General features: G+C 44.6%; 12 protein-coding genes. 10 read left to right on the top strand and 2 right to left on the bottom strand.

Features of this window, described 5'->3' with window-relative positions; all coding sequences use genetic code 11:
• Positions 1 to 79 precede the first annotated feature (79 nt).
• Entirely contained in the window at positions 80 to 2,941 is a 2,862-nt protein-coding gene (gene uvrA / locus KQI_RS0124890) for an excinuclease ABC subunit UvrA (RefSeq protein ID WP_010349612.1), read from the top strand.
• Between the two features lie 409 nt (positions 2,942 to 3,350).
• Positions 3,351 to 4,562, top strand: a complete 1,212-nt coding sequence (locus tag KQI_RS0124885) for a hypothetical protein (protein WP_010349611.1) — start codon at positions 3,351 to 3,353, stop codon at positions 4,560 to 4,562.
• A gap of 113 nt (positions 4,563 to 4,675) precedes the next feature.
• On the opposite strand, the gene KQI_RS0124880 is transcribed toward KQI_RS0124885, so the two are convergent.
• Entirely contained in the window at positions 4,676 to 6,301 is a 1,626-nt protein-coding gene (locus tag KQI_RS0124880; protein WP_010349610.1) for a nitrite/sulfite reductase, read from the bottom strand.
• 298 nt (positions 6,302 to 6,599) lie between these two features.
• On the opposite strand from KQI_RS0124880, the gene KQI_RS0124875 reads away from it, so the two are divergent.
• The 4 genes from KQI_RS0124875 (at position 6,600) to galU (ending at position 14,106) form a co-directional block, all read left to right on the top strand.
• Positions 6,600 to 7,847, top strand: coding sequence for a S1C family serine protease (locus KQI_RS0124875; RefSeq protein ID WP_010349608.1), 1,248 nt, complete (start codon positions 6,600 to 6,602; stop codon positions 7,845 to 7,847).
• A 48-nt stretch (positions 7,848 to 7,895) separates the two neighbouring features.
• Positions 7,896 to 9,812 carry a stalk domain-containing protein gene (locus tag KQI_RS0124870; RefSeq protein ID WP_010349607.1) on the top strand — a complete coding sequence of 639 codons (1,917 nt, stop codon included), beginning with the start codon at positions 7,896 to 7,898 and terminating at the stop codon, positions 9,810 to 9,812.
• A 690-nt stretch (positions 9,813 to 10,502) separates the two neighbouring features.
• Positions 10,503 to 13,013 (top strand): U32 family peptidase, encoded by a 2,511-nt coding sequence (locus KQI_RS0124865; protein WP_010349606.1) that lies wholly within the window; start codon positions 10,503 to 10,505, stop codon positions 13,011 to 13,013.
• 196 nt (positions 13,014 to 13,209) lie between these two features.
• Positions 13,210 to 14,106: a UTP--glucose-1-phosphate uridylyltransferase GalU gene (gene galU / locus KQI_RS0124860; protein ID WP_010349605.1), complete on the top strand. Its 897-nt coding sequence runs from the start codon at positions 13,210 to 13,212 to the stop codon at positions 14,104 to 14,106.
• Positions 14,107 to 14,173: 67 nt separating this feature from the next.
• On the opposite strand, the gene KQI_RS0124855 is transcribed toward galU, so the two are convergent.
• Complete coding sequence (locus KQI_RS0124855; RefSeq protein WP_010349604.1) at positions 14,174 to 16,627, bottom strand: O-antigen ligase family protein; 2,454 nt, start codon at positions 16,625 to 16,627, stop codon at positions 14,174 to 14,176.
• Between the two features lie 117 nt (positions 16,628 to 16,744).
• On the opposite strand from KQI_RS0124855, the gene KQI_RS0124850 reads away from it, so the two are divergent.
• From KQI_RS0124850 to KQI_RS0124835, 4 genes are read left to right on the top strand one after another with little or no spacing between them, the layout of a single operon-like run.
• On the top strand, positions 16,745 to 17,536 hold the full coding sequence (locus tag KQI_RS0124850; RefSeq protein WP_010349603.1) for an ABC transporter permease: 792 nt from the start codon (positions 16,745 to 16,747) through the stop codon (positions 17,534 to 17,536).
• A 25-nt stretch (positions 17,537 to 17,561) separates the two neighbouring features.
• A complete protein-coding gene (locus tag KQI_RS0124845; protein WP_010349602.1) occupies positions 17,562 to 18,842 on the top strand; it encodes an ABC transporter ATP-binding protein in 1,281 nt (426 codons plus the stop codon).
• A 1-nt stretch (position 18,843) separates the two neighbouring features.
• A complete protein-coding gene (locus KQI_RS0124840; RefSeq protein WP_010349601.1) occupies positions 18,844 to 19,749 on the top strand; it encodes a class I SAM-dependent methyltransferase in 906 nt (301 codons plus the stop codon).
• Between the two features lie 21 nt (positions 19,750 to 19,770).
• Entirely contained in the window at positions 19,771 to 21,297 is a 1,527-nt protein-coding gene (locus KQI_RS0124835; protein ID WP_010349600.1) for a coiled-coil domain-containing protein, read from the top strand.
• Positions 21,298 to 21,299: the final 2 nt, after the last annotated feature.

Raw genomic sequence — 21,299 nt, 5'->3', positions numbered from 1 at the left:
TCTCTTGCGATATATCACCTGCATCTATAACCCAGTGGAATATAGTATGACTTGAACTACAGCTAAGGAGATGAAACATTTGGCGAATGAAAGCATCATCATCAAAGGCGCACGGGCGCATAATCTCAAAAATATTGACGTGACGATTCCGCGTGACAAATTTGTCGTTCTGACCGGGCTTAGTGGTTCGGGTAAATCGTCACTGGCTTTCGATACGATCTATGCGGAAGGACAGCGGCGCTACGTGGAATCTCTATCTGCGTATGCGCGTCAGTTCCTCGGACAAATGGAGAAGCCGGATGTCGACTCGATTGATGGTCTGTCTCCTGCGATATCAATTGACCAAAAAACCACCAACCGGAATCCGCGTTCTACCGTCGGTACGGTTACAGAAATCTATGACTACTTGCGGTTGTTGTTTGCGCGGGTAGGTCACCCTCATTGCCCTGAACACGGCGTTGAGATCACATCCCAGACCGTTGAACAGATGGTGGATCGCATCATGCAGTATCCTGAAAAGACACGACTGCAAATTTTGGCTCCATTGGTATCCGGACGCAAAGGCGAGCATAAAACACTATTCGCGGATATAGCCAAGCAGGGCTTTGTGCGGGTACGTGTTAATGGCGAATTGCGAGAGCTGTCGGAAAAGATTGAGCTGGAAAAGAATAAGAAGCATTCAATTGAAGTGGTCGTAGACCGGATCGTGGTCAAGGAAGATGTGCGTGCGCGTCTATCCGACTCGATTGAGACGGCTCTGAAACTGTCAGGTGGCCAACTGCTTGTGGATATTATGGGACAGGAAGAGTTGCGATTTAGCTCTAATTTTGCGTGTCCGATTTGCGGTTTCAGCATAGATGAGCTGACTCCGCGCATGTTCTCCTTTAACAATCCGTTTGGTGCTTGCCCGGATTGTGACGGATTGGGCGCTAAAATGGTGGTGGACCCTGATTTGCTCATTCCCGATCCTCAAAAGAGCGTGGAGGAGGGAGCATTTCAGGCCTGGAGTGGAGGAACTTCCAATTATTATCCGCAATTTTTACAATCGGTATGCGAGCATTATGGTATTCCGCAGGATGTTCCGGTTAGCCAATTGACCACGGAGCAAATGAACATCATTTTATACGGGACAGCTGACGAGAAGATTCGGTTCCGCTATGAAAATGATTTTGGTCAACGCAAGGAAGCCTATGTAACCTTTGAGGGAATCATTCCGAATCTGGAGCGTCGTTATCGTGACACAGCTTCTGATGGTATCCGTGAATTTATTGAAGGATTTATGAGCGCCAAACCATGCAACACCTGTAAGGGACACCGTTTGAAGAAAGAGAGCCTGGCGGTAACCATTCAGGAGCGAAATATCGCCTATGTGACTGATTTGTCAATCACAGAAGCAGCTCACTTTTTTCAAACGCTGGAGCTGAGTGAGAAGGAGAAATCGATCGCCAATCTCATTTTAAAAGAAATTAACAGCCGTTTAGGCTTCCTGGTCAATGTCGGTCTGGAATATTTGACATTAAGCCGTTCCGCAGGAACGTTGTCCGGCGGTGAGGCACAGCGTATCCGACTGGCGACACAGATCGGGTCCAGTCTAATGGGGGTACTTTATATTTTGGACGAGCCGAGTATCGGACTGCATCAGCGGGATAATGACCGCCTGATTAGTGCTTTGGAGCATATGCGGAATCTCGGAAATACGTTGATTGTGGTGGAGCATGACGAAGATACAATGATGGCGGCGGACTATATCATTGATATTGGACCGGGAGCAGGAATCCATGGCGGGATGATCATGTCACAGGGGACCCCGCAGGAAGTCATGGAAGATCCGAACTCCTTGACCGGGCAATATTTGAGCGGGCGCAAGTTTATTCCGGTCAATACTGAACGGCGGAAGCCTGCCGATAAGTGGCTGGAGGTACGCGGGGCCAAGGAGAACAACCTCAAAAATTTGAATGTTAAAATCCCGTTAGGCGTGTTTACGGCGGTTACTGGTGTATCCGGTTCTGGCAAGTCAACGCTGGTCAACGAAATCCTGTACAAAACGCTGGCGCGTGATCTGAACCGGGCGAGAGTGCGTCCGGGCCAGCATAAGGAAATTCGCGGGCTTGAACATATCGATAAGGTTGTTGAGATTGATCAGTCTCCAATCGGCCGTACGCCGCGTTCCAATCCTGCGACCTACACTGGTGTATTTGATGATATTCGTGATTTGTTTTCAAAAACAAATGAGGCCAAGGTCCGAGGTTACCAAAAAGGTCGCTTTAGCTTTAACATTAAAGGTGGCCGCTGTGAAGCTTGTAAAGGTGACGGCATAATCAAGATTGAGATGCATTTTCTGCCGGATGTGTACGTCCCGTGCGAAGTGTGCAAGGGCAAACGATATAATCGTGAAACCCTGGAGGTTAAATACAAAGGTAAAAGTATTGCTGATATACTGGATATGACGGTAGAGGATGCGACAGAGTTTTTTGAAAATATTCCGAAGATTCACCGCAAGATTCAGACGCTGATGGATGTAGGCTTGGGGTATGTCAAGCTGGGTCAGCCTGCGACTACCCTGTCTGGAGGTGAAGCTCAGCGCGTGAAGCTGGCTTCTGAGCTATATCGTCGCAGCACAGGCAAAACGATCTATATTTTGGACGAGCCGACAACCGGTCTGCACGTTCACGATATTGACCGATTATTGATGGTACTGCATCGTTTGGTTGATTCGGGAGAGACGGTGCTGGTTATTGAGCATAATCTGGATGTGATTAAAACAGCCGATTATTTGATTGATCTGGGGCCGGAAGGCGGAAGCGGCGGTGGAACGATCTTGGCTACCGGAACACCGGAACAGCTCGTGAAAGTTGAAGAATCGTATACAGGCCGATATTTAAAACCGATCCTTGAACGGGATACGCAGCGCAGCCAAGCGCTTCAGACCGTTGATCTATAGATAGGATTAGCGTACCTTTTGGAAGCCCTGCCCAGGCAGGAAGGCGGAATACGAATTAGCGTATTTAGGCCTTTCCCTTGGCAGGGCTTTATTATTTTTGAAAAAAAGAAAACTTTTATCAATTTCTTGCGTTAAAGCATGTGACAGCTAGTTTGCCAAGCGCTGGAATAATAAATCTATAGTTAAATTCATCGACAGAAAGTTCTGAGTAGTCTCTCTATTTTGGAGTTGCGAATGTTTAGGCTCGGACTTGAAGAGGTAAATATTTAACTCATAAGTATATGGCATCAACAAAGCTCCGTGCCCCGTGACAACCATTCCAAGTTGAAGCGAAACCGTCTGTAGCCTGATCACGTCCAAGGTTAATAAAACATCTCTGAGGTAAAGTCATGAAGGGAGCTGGAACGTTTTGAAGATTATGCAGAACAGAGTTCTACGTACACGTGTATATTCATGGGCAGCAGGAATTACTTTGGCGGCATGTGTGATGGGATATAGTGCTTCACCAACCTATGCATCAGAGGTATCTCAAGCACTTGTGCCCAAGCAAGCCGAGATTGAAACCAGTGCGGCGCTTGGAAGCATTAAGGATGTAGACAACGCCTACGATTATATCCAGCCTGCGGTGAACGGTGGATTTTTAATTCTGAATATCGAGGACGATGTAGAGGCAAGTGTAGTGCATGTTACATATGGCAAGCTGGACAGCTCTCTGGAGAGCGTATGGAAGCACCAGCAGGAATTGAATGTGCAAACGGGAACGAGCATCAGGGGAGTCCAGCGGGAAACGTCAGATGGTGGCATGCTGTTTCTGACTGACTATACCCAACCGAACGGAATACAAGATTTGCAGGCTACACGATTGGACAAGGATGGAAATGCCGTATGGTCCAAAACGTTGCAAACAGATGGATTGATATCCCATGGACAGGATTCCCGGATAGGTTTGGAACCGCTTGCGGACGGAGGTTTTCTGGTCTCCTCTCTGAACCGTGCGGAGCAGACTTTCACTGTACTCAAATATACAGGAGATGGCGATATCCAATGGAATCGAACGAAGACCGGGGTGAACTCGGGTTGGCTGGTTGGCAGCTACAATGGATTTTATGCGCTTATGAACAGCTCGGATGGCCCGGTAGGGGTGCAGGCAGATGTATATGGTCGTGATATGCGCAATATCCATTTGGATTTGGGCCCAGGCATGGACATTGCAACCGTACGTGAGCTGCCCGGTGATCATATTGCTGTAACGGGGCTTAAAGGAGACAGCAAGCGCACACAGATTTTAAGCAATGGTCTGCAGTTGTTTGGCAATACAGAGGACTACCCGGCTGACAGGGTGTACTTGCCTGAAGAACAGCTGTACGTTCAGTTTAATGATCGATATGATCCACTGGGAAAAACCACGAAGATGCATGGAATCACCATCACAGGTTTGGAAGGAAACGGGTCAAAGAAGTGGGAAACCACGACTCATTATAAGGAAGACAATTCCTTTGGTATCCGATATGATACGGGCTTGATCTATAAAATACCATCAGGCTACGCGGTGGTAACATCTACATCAGGTGCCCGGAAACCAACAGTGCTTGATTTTGCGAAAATATTGATGCCGGAGTAATCCGGTGTCTTTTTTTTGTGAGTCCCCGAGGGCGATATGGAATAGTTGTGTGGCCATAAAAAAACAGCCTGCTTGTATATGAGATACAAACAGGCTGATATTGGATGCCGCATCTAGGATGCAACGATGCTGGACTGTAAAATGGCAGACAGCTTTTCCTGGAAAGCCGGAATACCCACACGTTGTACATACGCGTAAAAACTTTCACCAGGGTTCCGATTTTCTTTGTAGTACAGAATGAGTTCTGCCAGGACAGGTCCAACCTGATCCCCGCGCACGCGCCCCTTAAGCGCTTTGTTGAGCTGAGCACCTGATCCGAGTGCTCCGCCGACAGCGATGTCGAACGCGTCGACCAAGCCTTCGGGGGTTTTAACAAGCGAGCCCTGCAAGCCGATGTCCGCAATATGCTTTTGGCCGCAGGAATTTGGGCAGCCGATAAAATGGATACGCACTTTTTCATCCAATTCGACGTGTTGATCCAAATACTCGGCTACGTCAACTGCCCGCTTTTTGGTCTCCACAATTGCCAGATTGCAGAATTCATTCCCTGTGCACGAAACCGTGCGGCTCATAAAATGCTTGGGCTGTGGTGTCAGGCGCTGCAATACAGGAGCTTTCAGTAATTCATCCACTTGGTCGTCCGGGACGCCGCTCAGCAGTATATTTTGCGACATGGTGGTACGAATCTGTCCATCACCATAGCGGTCAGCCAAATCAGCCAGTTCATGCAGCTCGTCAGCGCTCAGACGGCCGACAGGCACGTTCAGACCGACATAATTCAGGCCCTCCTGGGCTTGAGAATGTACACCGTCAAAATAGGCGGCTTGCCAGCCTATTGTTTTATCCTCACCCCGTCCCGGCATTTCGCCGATATACTCAGTGAGCTTAGTCAGGAACTTTTCCGGGCCCCAATCGGTGACGAGGAATTTCAGACGGGCATGATGCCGTTTTTCCCGATAGCCGTAGTCACGGAAAATGGTTGTGACGGCAATAGCAACCTTTAGTACCTCCTCGGGGCGAACAAACAGATCCAGTGACTGTGCCAAATGTGGCTTGGCAGATAACCCTCCCCCAACCATCACATGGAAGCCGATCACTTCTTTCCCGTCAATGATCTTAATGGCTGGCGTGAAGGACAAGTCGTTAATTTCAGCCTGCGCGTTGTTGTACGTATTGCCGGAGATCGACATTTTGTACTTGCGCGGCAGATTGGAGAAGTCCCGATTCAATAAGAAAAAACGGTTTACTTCATCGACAATCTCCCTGGTATCCACCAATTCGTTGGGATCAATGCCAGCCAGCGGGTTGCCGACAATAGTACGCGGGCAATCTCCACAGGCTTCAAAGGAATACAAATCGACTTTTTCCAATCGCTCGAAGATATCGGGCAAGCTTTCAACCGTCAGCCAGTGAAATTGGATTGCCTGACGAGTGGTGACATCCACCAGACCGCGTCCATATAGCGTGGATATGTCGGCCAGCGCATGTGCCTGTGCTGAAGTCATAATACCTGTGTTGATGCGGACACGCATCATAAAATGGCCATCCTTGGGCTTTTGTTGATAGACACCAGCCCATTTGAAACGGTCCATATCGTCCGCAGAGATCGAGTCATAGCCTTCGTTTGCATAGTTTTCGATAATGGTGCGTATAACGTCGAGCCCGTCTTTTTCCAGCTTGACCAGCTCAAATTTGTTTAGCTTATCTGGATGAGCAGTCCAGATTGGTTCGTAGGCCATCCTGTTAACCTCCTTCATTTTATTTCCGACAATATAACTAAGATATAATGTGATGGTATCACAATTGGTTGTGCCCGTAAACGAAGGAATGGCCCAAATGGTATAACGATTATTTATCGTTTTTGCTTATTTTTTTGATATAAGGATTTGGTAATTTCATAATATAAATAGTGAATGAGGGCAAACGGCGCTTTTTTAGAAAAAGATAGGGCTTAAAGCGTTTGTATGCATGTCCCCTCTATGGTAGATTTGGACTAGTTGATAGAACAGGGTTATGTTAGAGAGGAAATGGTGATATATGCGTAAGATGGGGAAAAGAGCGATTGTTCTGGCTTTAGGCAGCGCTTTGTGTGTTTCTGGAACGGCAGGTGCAGCCAGCAGTGGAGCTGCTTTGAAGGCCAAGGTCATTAATGGCGGGGTCTATGTCAACGTAAGCGATATGAATAAAGCATTGGGAACTAGCGGCGCATATAACAGCGTGAATGGTACATATACATTAGCAGCCGATCGTGTTCCGCAGGTCATTAAAAATGTGTCTCCTTCCGTGGTTGGTATCATCGGCCGTTCAGCCACAGGAGAAACAGTAGCGGGAGGAGATCGCTACAATCTGGCTCACGGCACGGGGGTCATCATTCGGACAGATGGATGGATTGTCACGAATGCGCATGTTATCGAAGGATTAGGTGATGCCGTGGTCGTAACCTCGGACGGAAAATCGTATGGAATCACCGACAGCTACAGCGATCCGGTCAGTGATTTGGCATTAGTCAAAATCAAGGCAAGTGGACTCAAGTCCGCTACCCTGGCAGCTTCTACGAACAGTCTGCAGGTGGGTGAGCAGGTGGTAGCTATCGGTACGCCGATCTCGTTCTCACTTCGTAATTCGGCCACCTCGGGTGTCGTCAGCGGACTCAACCGTGGTGTCAACGCTGCTTACCGTCTGATCCAAAGTGATACAGCGATCAATCCCGGTAACAGCGGCGGTCCGCTGGTCAATCTCAAAGGCGAGGTTATCGGGATCAATACGATGAAATTTTCGGCGGTCGGTATTGAAAATATGGGCTTTTCGATTCCATCGGATACGGTAAAATACGTCATCAGCCAATTTTTCAAATACGGCGAGGTTCGGCGTGCCAGTCTTGGCTTGGGGCTGGAAGAGAGCTGGTCAGCTATCGTCGGCTTGCCTACCGAGGACCCTTTGAAAGTTACGAAAATTACTTCGGCGAACGCTGTCGAGGCCAAAATCAAGGAAGGCGATGAGCTGTACAGCATTAACGGAAAGCGTGTAGCTTCCGCAATCGACGTCAATGAGTTGCTTAAAAGCTATCAGCCAGGTCAAACGGTGAGCGTGCTTATGCAGTCGGATGGTGATATTGTGAAGCGCAAGCTGGTATTGACACAGGATAATGGTGAAATCTACGATTCCATTCAGTCGGGAGAAGATCTTGAGGATTCGAATGAATCGGATTCTGTCGAAGATGGCGGCAAAGCGCCTTCCAAGGAAGCAGCAGAGTCAGTTCAAGAGGCCGCTGTCACTGGAAAATGAACGAAAACGGATCTTGAATCTATCAAATACAGCTAAAGGGAGATTATTGTGAAGCATATTCAAAGAAAAATGATGCGTAAGCTGGGGGTCGGCACCGTCGCATTGTCCCTTCTGCTTTCCACTTTGCCAGCAGTCGCAGCAGATAGTAGTGATAAAACCATATTGGAGCTGCGTCTGCAAAGCGGCAGCAATACAGCCATCGTGAACGGTCAGAAGGCGAATATTACGAAGCCGTACTCGAAGAGTGGCGCACTTATGGTTCCGGCAGGTGTGTTTAAAAAGGCATTTAACAGCAAAATTCGGCTGGCTGAGGATAATGTAGTCAAAATCAGCAGCGGGTCTCGCATCGTATCGCTGACTATTGGTAGCCGTACAGCCTGGGTGAGAGGCCACAAGGTGACCCTTTCCGCTCCGCCGGAAATGTCTTCAGGTATCCTTATGGTGCCTTTGCGTCAAGTAGCGGAAGGCCTTGGCGGCAAGCTGGAGAAGAATAGTGCAGGCATCATCATTCGGATGGAAGCGCAAGAAGAGGCGGGTACAGTAGCTGAAGAGACGCCGAACATTGATAATGACGAGGGCAAGACGCAGATCGGGAACAGTTACTACGAATGGTCCATGAACTATCCTACAGGACTCGTCATTGGTCAGGGAGGTGGAGATGAGAGTATTTCCACCTTTATGGACGAAAATAGCGCGTATTATATGGAAGTCCATGCAGCATCACAGCCGGTTCCACTGAATGCGGATGATCTGTTGCAACAATTGGTACAGAATGCCAAAGAAACGGGAGAAACGGTCGTAGATCGAAAATCTTTCTCGAAAGCAAAGGTGCCTTATGCTCGTGTTATTACGAAGGATGCGGACGGCGTATTGTGGGAAAATCGTCAATATTATGATAACGGACGATTATATGTGATTTATTTTTCCGATAACAAAGCAACGAACTATAAAGATCTGGCCCAATATGCGGTACTATTAAATTCCTTCAAAACCTCTTTTAATGCGCAGGATAAAAGCATCAAAGACCTGTCCACCGTCGTAGGAGGTACACGTGAGGCCGGAAATCCGGACTATGGTGTGTCACTCAGTATCCCCGCAGGCTGGAAAATGGATGATCAGCGGATGCAGTATGAGAGCAATGATGGATCAAGCTTCCATATGAAAGTAACCTCAGCTCCTGCGGATGGGAAATTGGAGAGCTGGAGTCAGCAGTTGCAAAAATGGCTGAAAGATTCATTTGTGTCCACAGCTTATGAGGCACAGAAGACGTATCCAATGAAGATTGCAGGCGTTGAAGGGTTGGTTCAGGAATACCGCTATAATTTTGGCGATGGATGGGTCAAGCAGTACAACGTGCTGATTCAGCAAAATGGATACCGTTATTTGGCGGAATACGCGGTGCCGGAAAAAGTAAACAAAGGGAATGACCAGTTCAACGCACTCATTTCCTCGCTTCAAATTGATTTTCAGACCGTAGCGAGCAACTTTGGACAGCTGGAAGAAGACGACTATCTGACAGACAAAACGAAAACGGTCAAAAAGACATCCAAGGTCTATGAATATTCGGTCAATATTCCGCGGTTTTGGACAGCGGTCAGCGACCAATTTGAATTAGGCGATGTAGAATACAAGTTTACTGGCGGTCGCTTTTCCATCAAAATCGACAATGACCAATCATTTGAGTTAACCGTGTCCCAGCTCAAGGACTTTTATGATAAACAAGCAAAGAACTATAAAAACCTCAAGGTTGAGGAGGTTAAGGACGTGACGTTTGCTGGTGTTCCAGCCGTGTCCTTTACATTCCACCGTGTGGAGGAAGGCATCGGCTATACAGGCCACCAAATCGTTCTGGAGCATAATGGTAAAACATATACCGTGACAACAACGCTGAATGATGCGAACAACACGGCTGTGCAGTCCAATGCACTGGATTCGACGCTCAATTCATTTATGTTTGTGAAGTAGAGAAAAGATTAGGCAGTTTGTGGGGGAGCGCTGCGCGTGCCATTTGATCCTTCGATCGCTGTTGCCCCGGGATTCTTGGATTATATAAGTGATTTATATGTAAGAATCCCATAAGCATATGCTTCCGAAGTAGCTTTCCTACGGAAAGCTTTCAGGCGAACGCTGACGCTTCTACGGATTCAAATGGCCCGCTCCGCTGGCACCCGCCACAAGAGTGCCAATTTTTCAAGGAGGGGATAGAGGCAGGGAAGGTCAAAGGCTGCACGTTTTACTAGGTTGCCTATCCTGCCTACTTTTCCTTTTTTAAGAAGTAGTCTGAGCAGCGATATTCACTTCGCTTCTTTCTAGTTTTATATGACTCACCTCCAAAGCAACCGCTTGACGGATATGGAGGTGTTTTTTTGTTTTTAGTATGGTATTTTTGAAGGAATCGCTTGGAAAGTGTAGAAGCCTGGGGCGCAGTCTGGTACACTAGATTGGTTACAAGATAAGAATGATTATGCCGCAGATGTTTGTGATGCGGATTTTTTGAGTTGGATGTAATTCATGCTGGGAACCGATGGTTCAGAGTGTGGATGATCGGACAGGATGATAGAAACAGATAGGATTCAAACAAGCAGCATAGCTGCCCTGAAAACAACGATGATCCAATGGGTGATCCTTCGTTTTCAGCATATAGGGAGGACAATAATGAAATCAGCAGTACGAAGAGAAGATGTCGAGCTTCTGGCACCAGCAGGTGACTGGGATTGTATGCGTGCGGCGGTGGCGAATGGAGCCGATGCAATCTTTTTCGGAGTTGAAAAGTTCAATGCGCGGGCGCGGGCGAACAATTTCCGCATGGAGGAACTGCCCGAAATCATGGCGTTTCTGCATAGCTACGGGGTCAAGGGCTTTTTGACATTCAATATATTGGTATTTGAGAATGAGCTGGAGGACGCCAAGGAACTGGTGGATGCCTGCATTGATGCCGGTGTCGATGCGTTAATTGTTCAGGATATGGGGCTGGTGAAAATGATCCGTGATATATCACCGGATTTTCCGATCCATGGCTCTACCCAAATGACAATTACCTCGCCGGAGGCCGTAGAGTTCACGAAGCCGTACAATATGGAACGGGTCGTGCTTGGTCGCGAAAATAATCTGAAACAGATTCAAAAAATTGGCGATCAGGCGAGACTTCCAATGGAAGTGTTTGTGCATGGCGCGTTATGCGTATCTTATTCAGGCCAATGTCTGACTTCAGAAATGTGGGGCGGACGCTCTGCTAACCGTGGTGAGTGTGCACAGGCATGTCGTTTGCCTTACGATCTGATGGTGGATGGAGAGCAAAAGCCGATGGCCGATGTGACATACCTGCTGTCCCCTAAGGATTTGGCAGCCATTGATTTGATGCCTGAGTTGATCGACGCAGGTGTGGTTTCCTTTAAAATCGAAGGCCGACTGAAAACGCCTGAATATGTGGCAAATGTGGTCAGCAAGTATCGCAAGGCTATTGATAAGTATTTTGATGGCGATACGTCCAAGACGAGCAAAGAGGATATCCGTGAGCTGCAGCAGAGCTTTTCACGCGGCTTTACGCACGGTTTTCTGGAAGGAACGAATAACAAAAAGCTGGTTGACGGTACGTTCCCGAAAAGCCGGGGGGTGTATCTCGGCCGGGTGGAACAAATTCTTCGTGATGGTGTAGTATGCCGTATTGATGCGCCGCTAAAGCGCGGCGATGGTATTGTTTTTGATGCGGGCGATCCTACGCAAAAAGAAGAAGGCGGACGCGTATACGATATCCGCCGCAAGGGCGTAAAAATTGAAGGCGAGGCCGGAGAAGGCTGGATCATCGACATCATTGCGGGACGCAATGATGTGGATCTGCGCCGTGTACACGTGGGCGACCGCATTTGGAAGACCAACGACCCGGCGCTGGACAAGCGTCTGCGCCAGTCGTACGAAACGGATAAGCCGTACCGTGTCTTCCCGGTACATGTGCGTGTCAGCGGCTCTCCAGGGCAGCCGCTGTCGACCTGGTGGACCGACGTGCAGAAGGGCACAACGGTCCGCGTGGATTCCGAGCTGGAACTTGAAATCGCCCAGAAGCGTCCGATGACGCACGAACTGCTCGAAGAGCAGTTCGGCCGACTGGGCGGAACGGTGTTCCAGCTGGAAGAGCTGGACGTCCATCTGCATGGGGACGTCATCGTGCCGATGCGCGAGCTGAACAGCATCCGCCGTCAGGCGGTGGAATTGCTCGCGGGCGAGCGCCCCAAACCGCCCGTATACACGAAGCGGGCGGTAGAGGTGTATGGCGATGCATCCGTTCCGGCATCGTCTGTGGTACGCGGTCGGGCGGAGCTGACCGCGCTGTGCCGCAGCCTGCCGCAGGTTGAGGCTGCGCTGGAGGCCGGCGTGGAGTTCATCTACGCCGACTTCGAGTTCATCAAGCAATTCCCGGCCGCTGTAGAGGCCGTACACGGTGCAGGACGCCGAATTGCGCTGGTGACCCCGCGTATTCACATGCCGGGCGAAAACGGCTATCACAACAACATCCTGCGTCTGAAGCCGGATGCTGTGCTGGTGCGCAATCCGGGCGCGCTGTATTTCTACATGCGTCATCGCCTGGAGAACCCGGGTGCACATCACCCGCAGCTGATTGGTGACTTTTCACTGAATATCGCTAACCATAAAGCAGCTGACCTGTTCCTGGACTCCGGCTGTGATCTGGTTACGCCGTCGTATGATCTGAACATCCAACAGATGGTCGATATGCTGAGACGTACGCGCACTGACAAGCTGGAGATCGTTATTCAGCAGCATATGCCGATGTTCCATACCGAACACTGCGTATACTGTACCTTCATGAGTGAAGGTACGGACTACACCAACTGTGGTCGCCCTTGTGAGGATCATCGTGCCTCCCTGCGTGATCGGATTGGCATGTCTCACCCGGTCCGCGTGGACGAAGGCTGTCGCAACACGGTATACAATGCTATTGAGCAATCCGGTGCCGAGTACCTGTCCAACTTTATGGAGTTGGGTGTATCCCGCTATCGCGTAGAGTTTTTGGAGGAAACAGCGGAGCAAGTACATGAGGTTATCGATCTCTACAACCGTGCCCTGCGCGGAGAAATCAGCGGTACCCAGGTTTGGAAGACGCTCAAGGCGACGAACCAGTTGGGTGTTACACGTGGGCAACTGGTAAAGTAGATAACTGTATATTTGTGCTGGAGCAAGAAAGATCACAGAAGCATAATATAATCATATAGCAAGCTAGAGATTGGAAGACATGTTCTCTTTGAGGGAAGATGTCTTCTTCTTTAACCTATCAAATTCATATATCTTCCTGCTATAATCATAGACAGTATATCTATTCGTTATATTGAAGACAAAGGAGTTTTAACCTATGAAAATCCGTAAAGCGATTATTCCAGCTGCTGGACTAGGGACTCGATTCCTGCCTGCCACGAAAGCGATGCCTAAAGAGATGCTTCCAATCGTAGACAAACCAACGATTCAATATATTATTGAAGAGGCTGTAGCATCTGGCATTGAGGATATCATTATCGTTACTGGTAAAGGCAAAAGAGCAATTGAGGATCATTTTGACTATTCCTTTGAACTGGAGCAAAATCTGACCTCGAAGGAAAAATGGAATCTGCTTAATGAAGTGCGCAAACCATCCGAGATGGCAGATATTCACTATATTCGTCAAAAGGAGCCTAAAGGTTTGGGGCATGCGATCTGGTGTGCACGCAAGTTTATTGGAGATGAGCCTTTTGCCGTGCTTTTGGGTGATGATATCGTTGAGTCTGAGAATCCGTGTCTTAAACAGATGATTGACGTTTTCGATGAGTATCAGCGTTCGGTTGTAGGTGTAAAGCAAGTGGATTGGAACGAGGTTCATCGGTACGGGATTGTTGAAGGTCATGAACTTACCACCAAAATCTCGGAAGCAGAACGTTTGGTAGAAAAGCCAAAAAAGGAAGAAACGACCTCCAACTTGGCGATCATGGGACGCTATATCTTGACGCCTGATATTTTTGATATCCTGGGTCAGCAATCCGCTGGCGTAGGTGGAGAGATTCAGCTGACGGATGCATTGTCCAAGCTGGGAGAGAAGAGTCCGATCCTGGCCTACGAATTTGACGGGAATCGCCATGACGTTGGAGAGAAGCTGGGCTTCATTGAAACAACCATCCATTATGCCCTGCAGCATAACGAGATTAAAGATGAAGTATTGGCTTATATGAGACAGGTCATAGAAGAGATTGATCAACAAAAACAGGTGAAGCTGCAATAGCCTACCATACTTAATATAAAAATAGACTGCCAAATGATGTGATATCATGGCAGTCTATTTTATATACCTATTTCTCCGATTTCAACTGAGCAATTTGCTCTTTCTCCATCGGATCAGCTTTAATCAGCTTATCGTACAATGCTTTGTCATCTTGTCCCTGCTTTTGCAGAGCGGCAATATAATAACGAGCGACCTCGCGATTCGTAGCATCACTCAGGTCGTCCTTCAAGCCGTTTTTGAGGATGTTGGCAGCCTCGGCATACTTACCCGTGACGAATTGAATCTTACCGGCATTCAATGCAATCGATGGTGTGATCTCCCAAGAGCGGCCAGTGAACTGAGTAGGAGGCAATGTCTTTAAATGTGCCATACCATCCAGAATGCGTTGATAGGCGCTCATCCCAGCATCAAAATATTTTTTCTCATTAGCTGTGTCATTGGCCAATCGAGCTTTATTGCCAAACTCAAACGCTTGCGTAATCAACAAATTGTGCCAATCCAGATCCCAGTTGAAGTTAGTACGGTTATTTTCCAAAATGGCAAATGCCTTATCATTGTTTCCTTTGGCTTGCTCCAGTCGCATCTTGATAATCAGCATATTTTTATTATACGGCTCTGCCTGCAGCCCCAGATCAACAATGGCAAGGCCACCAGTATAAAACTCTTCGCGTTTGGTCTGCTGATATACTTGATAGTACATGCGACTCAACCCTACAATGGAATCAACATGAGTTGGACGCAAATCCAAATCTTTATTGTAAGCAGCTTGTCTTTGTTCAAACGAATTGCTGCTTTCCAACGCTTTTGCTTCCCAGGCAGCATTGTTGGCTTGTACAAAGCGCAGCCCCGCAAACAGAAGCACAATACTGAGAACACCAATGACGATACTGTAAATCGGACGGAAGCCTTCTGGCTTCATCGCTAAGCGTTTTACAGGTTGTGTATCCATTGCTGCAGCCATACCCCCGAGTCCTATAAACACAAGTATGCCCATGAACACATAGCTCATATTAAAGTCCAATAGACTATGGAGCAAAATGGACATCGCCAAGATCAGGTAAAGGAAGTGGCTATCCCGATTTTCCTCATCGTTTTTGATGTAGCCTTTAATATATTTGTAGAAAATATAAAGGATAAACGTCATAAAAATAATGAATCCAAGAATACCGACCTCTACCAAATACTGCATGAAAAAGTTATGTGCCTGTGCGCTTGTATAGCCATAGTCTTGATATTTCTCATACAGCGTAGCCCAACCGCCGCCACCTGCACCAATCAACGGATAATCGGCAATTAGCTTCGAAGCATCACGATAAAAAGTTATACGTTCCAGCACACTATGCTGTTGGAAGTTGATATTTTCCAGACGTGTCTCCACGTTGGCCGGCAGAAAGCTCCGTAGCCCTGTACCGATCAACAGAAAAGCAACTACACCGATTACGACCACAGAGCCAACAGGCAGCCACAGATTAGAGAGTTTACGTGAAGCTAGACCTTGCAGCCCTTTTTCCAAACGAGATCCCATAGAGGCTTGTATAAGCCATAGAACAACTGCAGTCACCAAGGAAGCCCCAAGAAGCAGTCCCCAGCCTTTAGCGGCCTCAGTGCCGTTGTAGGTCTGATTCAGTTGTAATCCCCAATTAGTAATAGGACTTAAAATTGCAAGTGAAACGACACCCGCAATTGCGGAATACAGAATCCACAAAATTTGACGTGCAGGTTTAAAAAATAAAAGTAATAGTACAAATACTACGGGCAGCATCACAAGACCACCACGCGAAAGAGTCAGGAACAGTGATACCAGAATAGGCACCAGCATAAAGGCGTGAGTCGCTTTTCCATACCACGTCTTTGACTTCATTAGGCAAAAGACGGCTGCGAACAAAAACGCCATCAAAAATGCTGCATACGTATTTGCGTACTGAAAGACGGATGTCAGACGTAAACCGTTAGAGTCCGTCATGACAGCATCTATGTAACGATTGTTAAATACTCTCGACGAGAACCAACCCACCAAACGCCCAGCCAAGACCCATTGTCCGAACCAGTTAATGAACCCGAAGCCTATAATAAGGTAAGCTACGGTCATAATTGCGGTTTGAATGATCTGGTTGCTCAACCGATCCCGCAAGGCGTACAATGTAATGATGAATAATGAGGCATAGATACACTGCACTACGATCATGTTCATTGCGAGATAATGAGAAGCAGCGGAAATCATCGAGAGCACGTATGTCAGCGGGAGCAACATAACAAGCACCGCCAGCCAGTCTCTTTGATCTTCCAATTTGAATTTCTTATAATAGGTTACGATTCCCAAGATCAATAGAATCGTGCTGATGATTAAAGCCCAATACTGAGGCTTTTCAAAGTCGAACATCTGCCCATTAAAAAGTGCAGCCTGGAAGGGGGCCCAAGCTAAAAACAAAATCATGCCAACAATTAACACCCAAAATATAGCCGGCCTTTTATCGTCACGGGTCGACGTTTTGGCCTGTTTCCCGTATACTGGATTCGACAAGGTTTACAATCTCCTTTTCTTGTAGATACGTCAATATTTTAGCATAGAATGTTGTTTAGTTGAAATTCATAAAATAAATATCAATGATATAGTTATTAGTTAGGGGATGCTTGAGTAGTGAGCTATTTGAAAGAGTACATTTCGAAAAGAAGACTGATTATAGATCTATCAAAAAATGATTTTAACAAAAGATTTAAGGGATCTTACTTTGGAGCTATTTGGGCATTTGTAAATCCAGTTATAACAATTTTGCTGTATTGGTTTGTTTTTGCAATTGGATTTAGAAGCGGTAGTACACCAGATGGGTACCCTTTTGTGCTATGGTTGATCTGTGGAATGGTTCCATGGTTCTTTTTTTCTGAAGCTTTTATGAGTGCGACATTGAGCTTTTCCGAATATAGCTTTTTAGTCAAGAAAGTTGTTTTTAAAATTAGTATACTCCCAATTATAAAAATCATTTCCGCGCTGTTTATACATTTATTTTTTGTTTTATTTTTTATTTCTATTTTATTTATTTATGGAGTTGAACCAGCTTTGTCGTGGCTGCAACTAGTATACTATGTTGTCTGCACGGTTGTACTATTATTAGGCGTAACCTTTATAACGGCGTCAATTTTACCGTTTTTTAAAGATATTGCTCAAATTGTTTCCGTCATGATACAAATCGGATTTTGGCTAACTCCTATTGTGTGGAACTTGAATATTGCTCCAGCCAACTATCAATTCCTGTTTAAGTTGAATCCTTTCTACTATATTGCTGAAGGATTTAGAGACACTTTTTTGTATAACAATTGGTTCTGGGAAAAACCTTTTCAAACTCTCTATTTTTGGATTGTTTGCGTAATTTTTCTTTCAGTAGGCTTAGTCGTATTTAAGAAACTAAAACCTCATTTTGCAGATGTTTTATAAAATGATTCGTGTAGGAGATACTATGATGACCCCAATAATAGATGTAAAAGAACTGACGAAAATATACAAGTTATACTCTAATCCCTCAGATCGATTAAAAGAGTCGCTTCATCCATTGAAAAAAAGTTATCATAAAGAATTTTTTGCTTTGAATAATCTTTCTTTTCAAATTAATAAAGGTGAATCAGTAGGGATTATCGGTAAAAATGGATCAGGGAAATCCACTTTGCTGAAAATTGTAACAGGTGTGTTATCGCCTACTACTGGAGACGTCCAGGTTCGTGGGAAAATATCTGCTTTGTTAGAGCTAGGTGCAGGATTTAATCCGGATTTTTCAGGGATCGAAAATGTGTATTTAAATGGTACTATGATGGGATTCAGTAAAGAAGAAATGGATGCTAAATTGGATGATATTATTCAGTTTGCGGATATCGGTGATTTTATTTACCAGCCTGTAAGAACCTATTCTAGTGGAATGTTTGTTAGGTTAGCCTTTGCGGTTGCGATTAATGTTGAACCGGAAATCCTTATTGTGGACGAGGCGCTGTCTGTGGGAGATATCTTTTTTCAAGCAAAGTGCTTTAAGAAATTTTCGGAGTTTAAAGAGCAAGGTAAAACAATTCTCTTTGTTACTCATGATATGAGCAGCATTATGAAATACTGTGAACGTGTAATTGTAATGAACGAAGGCGAAATTGTTGAAGAAGGCCTGCCCGGCCCTATGATTGATATATATAAGAAAATATTAGTTGGTATGTATGATATCAATAATAGTAGTGAACCTTTATTATCTAAACATAGTAGAGATGATAACGAAATTTGGAAAAATAAACTTAATATTAATCCAGGTTATTCGGAATATGGTGACAAAAGAGCTGAAATTTTAGATTTCGCCATTTTTGATCACAATAATGATTTAACGAATGTAGTTATGAAAGGAAAGTTTTTTAAAATTAAAATGAGGATTCGGTTCAATAACGACATAAGAGATCCTATTTTTGCCTTTAGCATCAAGGATGCCAGAGGAACGGAAATAACTGGCACGAATACGATGTTAGAATCTGTAAATATTGACAAAGTAGTACCTGAGAGAATTGTCGAAATTAGTTTTACCCAAAACAATGACCTTCAAGGTGGAGACTACTTAATTTCATTAGGATGCACGTGCTATGAAGGGAATGACTTTGTTGTTTTTCATAGATTGTACGATATTATGAATCTTCATGTTATATCTAATAAGAATAGTGTGGGCTTCTTTGATATGAACTCAACGATCCTCATTTCAGATTTCGAAAGGAAGAGGTAAGATGATTGAGTATATTGGAAGTGTGAAAATGAACTATAGTTATTATAATGGAGAAGATAGCTATTCAGATGGAGAAATAGAAGATGAACTACTGAGTATGTTGTATAATGGCCGCGATTTAAGTCAAGTTCTTCGAGAAGATAGACGATGGCCGATTTTGTATCATTTTTCTCCTACTCGTCACAATCTATTAGAATGGTATCAATTTAGACCAGGGAGTGAAATTTTAGAAATAGGTGCAGGTTGTGGAGCTTTAACAGGTCTGCTATGTGACAAGTCAAAGAGTGTTACATGCATAGAATTATCAAAGAAACGTGCATTGATTAATGCAAATCGTCACTTAGACAAGAGTAATCTCGAAATTATGATAGGGAATTTAAATGATATTCAGCTAAATAAAAAATTTGATTACATTACTTTAATAGGTGTTTTAGAGTACGCGGCTTTATATACGGAAACTAATTCACCCTATGTTACGTTTTTGGAAAATATTAAAAAATTTCTTAAAAAGGATGGTGTTCTTATTATTGCCATCGAAAATAAATTAGGTCTTAAATATTGGGCAGGAAGTCGTGAAGATCATACAGGTGATTTTTTTGACAGTCTGCAAAATTATCCTTCTAACAGGGGGGTGGCCACTTTCTCAAAGTTAGAAATAGAAAAATTGATTTATAATTCTGGATTTGGTGAGATGAAATTTTATTATCCGTTTCCTGATTATAAGATGCCTACACAACTCTATTCAGATCAGCGACTGCCTTGTGTGGGTGAATTAAGAAGCAGAAATACAAATTACGACCAAAATAGAGTGGTGCTGTTTGATGAGGAATCGGTCACGGACAACATCATCAATAACCAGCTATTTTCTACTTTTTCAAACTCATTTCTCGTTTTTTGTTCAAATTAAATGAGGAGAGGAGGTTAAGATATGGAAACTATTTATTCCAAATATAGTCGCGAACGTGCTCCAGAATATCAAATAAAAACAAGCATACATCATGACAAATTTATGTATGTTTCAAAGACAGCACTAACAGATCAAGCAGTGGATCATATTAAACGAATTTATTCAAACTATGAGATACTTAAAGCTGTATACCAGCCTGGTAAACTTGTCAAACCGCTTTCTTATGAAAAAGGATCAGTACTATTTGAGTACTTAGAAGGAAAAAGCTTAGACCAACTAATTCTTGAAGCAGTGATAGACAAGGACAAAGATTTAGTATACAAAGTATTGGAAATGTATACTGAATTCTTAGGAACTGTCGCAGAAGGTCATTATTGTGGATTTAGCAATACTCCCGAATTTATTAGTGTTTTTGGAGAGAAAAGTAAACTATTAGGTTTGGATAGTTTCACCATTTCTAACATTGATCTTAATCTGGACAACATACTTTTGGTTGATGACAATCAGCTTAGTATCATTGATTATGAGTGGGTATATTTGTTTCCAATTCCTCTAAATTTCATTAAATTTAGAGCGATTAATAGTTTCTATTATTCACATTATGCCAGTTTACAGAGATTTATTCATATTGAAGATATGTTTGCGTATGTTGGAATTTCGCAAAAAGAACTTCCAGACTACATTGATATGGCTAATAAATTTGCGGATATTGTGGGGACCGAAAAAGAACTGCTCTTTTTGCGAAAATATTTAAAAAAGACAGTACTATTTAAGTTTACCGAACCAGCAGAATATACAGCTCAACTTTTTATAAGCGCAAACCAAGAACTCTCTGAAGATAAAAGCATGTATTTTAAAATGGAAGAATCTAATCAGACGATTGTTTTTGATTTATCCGAGAAGGGGCAGATCAGTTGTGTCCGATTTGATCCTATGGAAGGCAGAGGGATTATACGTATTGGAGAAGCGAGATTAATAGATCTTGAAGATAACATAGTACAAATTAGTGAATTTTCTTCAAATGCTGATTGGATAGGTGGCGGATACTATGTTTTTCTTGATGATGATCCGCAAATATATTATCAGGTAGAGAATAAGGAGTATAAAAGGATAGAGTTTTCAATTGTCTATATTGAGGAATTCCCCGAAGGTTTAATGAAGGAGGTTCATAAGAAAAGTATCTCACTTCAGAGTGAGATTTTAATGAATCAGAGTAATTTTTCTGCTCAAGAAGAAAAAATTAATGAGCTGGTAGCTGAGAAAAATGAACTTCTAGACACTTTAAATGAAATGGGTTTGAACTTAAGTATTGTAAAAGAAAATCTTAGTGACAAAGTAGAAGAGATTAATGTATTAAATGATAAATTGGATTCTTCAAACCAAGTAATAGGTTCGTTGCATCAAGAAATTTATGCTCTACAACAACAAATTAATGAAATGACATTCACTTTGGCACATAGAGAGCAAACTATAAATGATATAACAAGCACAAGATGGTGGAAAATTCGCCTCTTTTGCAAAAGAGTTCTTAAGAAAAGTGTGGATTAATA

Source organism: Paenibacillus peoriae KCTC 3763 (genome assembly GCF_000236805.1).
Classification (GTDB): Bacteria; Bacillota; Bacilli; order Paenibacillales; family Paenibacillaceae; genus Paenibacillus; species Paenibacillus peoriae.
Note: the sequence above shows the minus strand (reverse complement) of the source record. Positions and strands in the feature narration are given on the sequence as shown.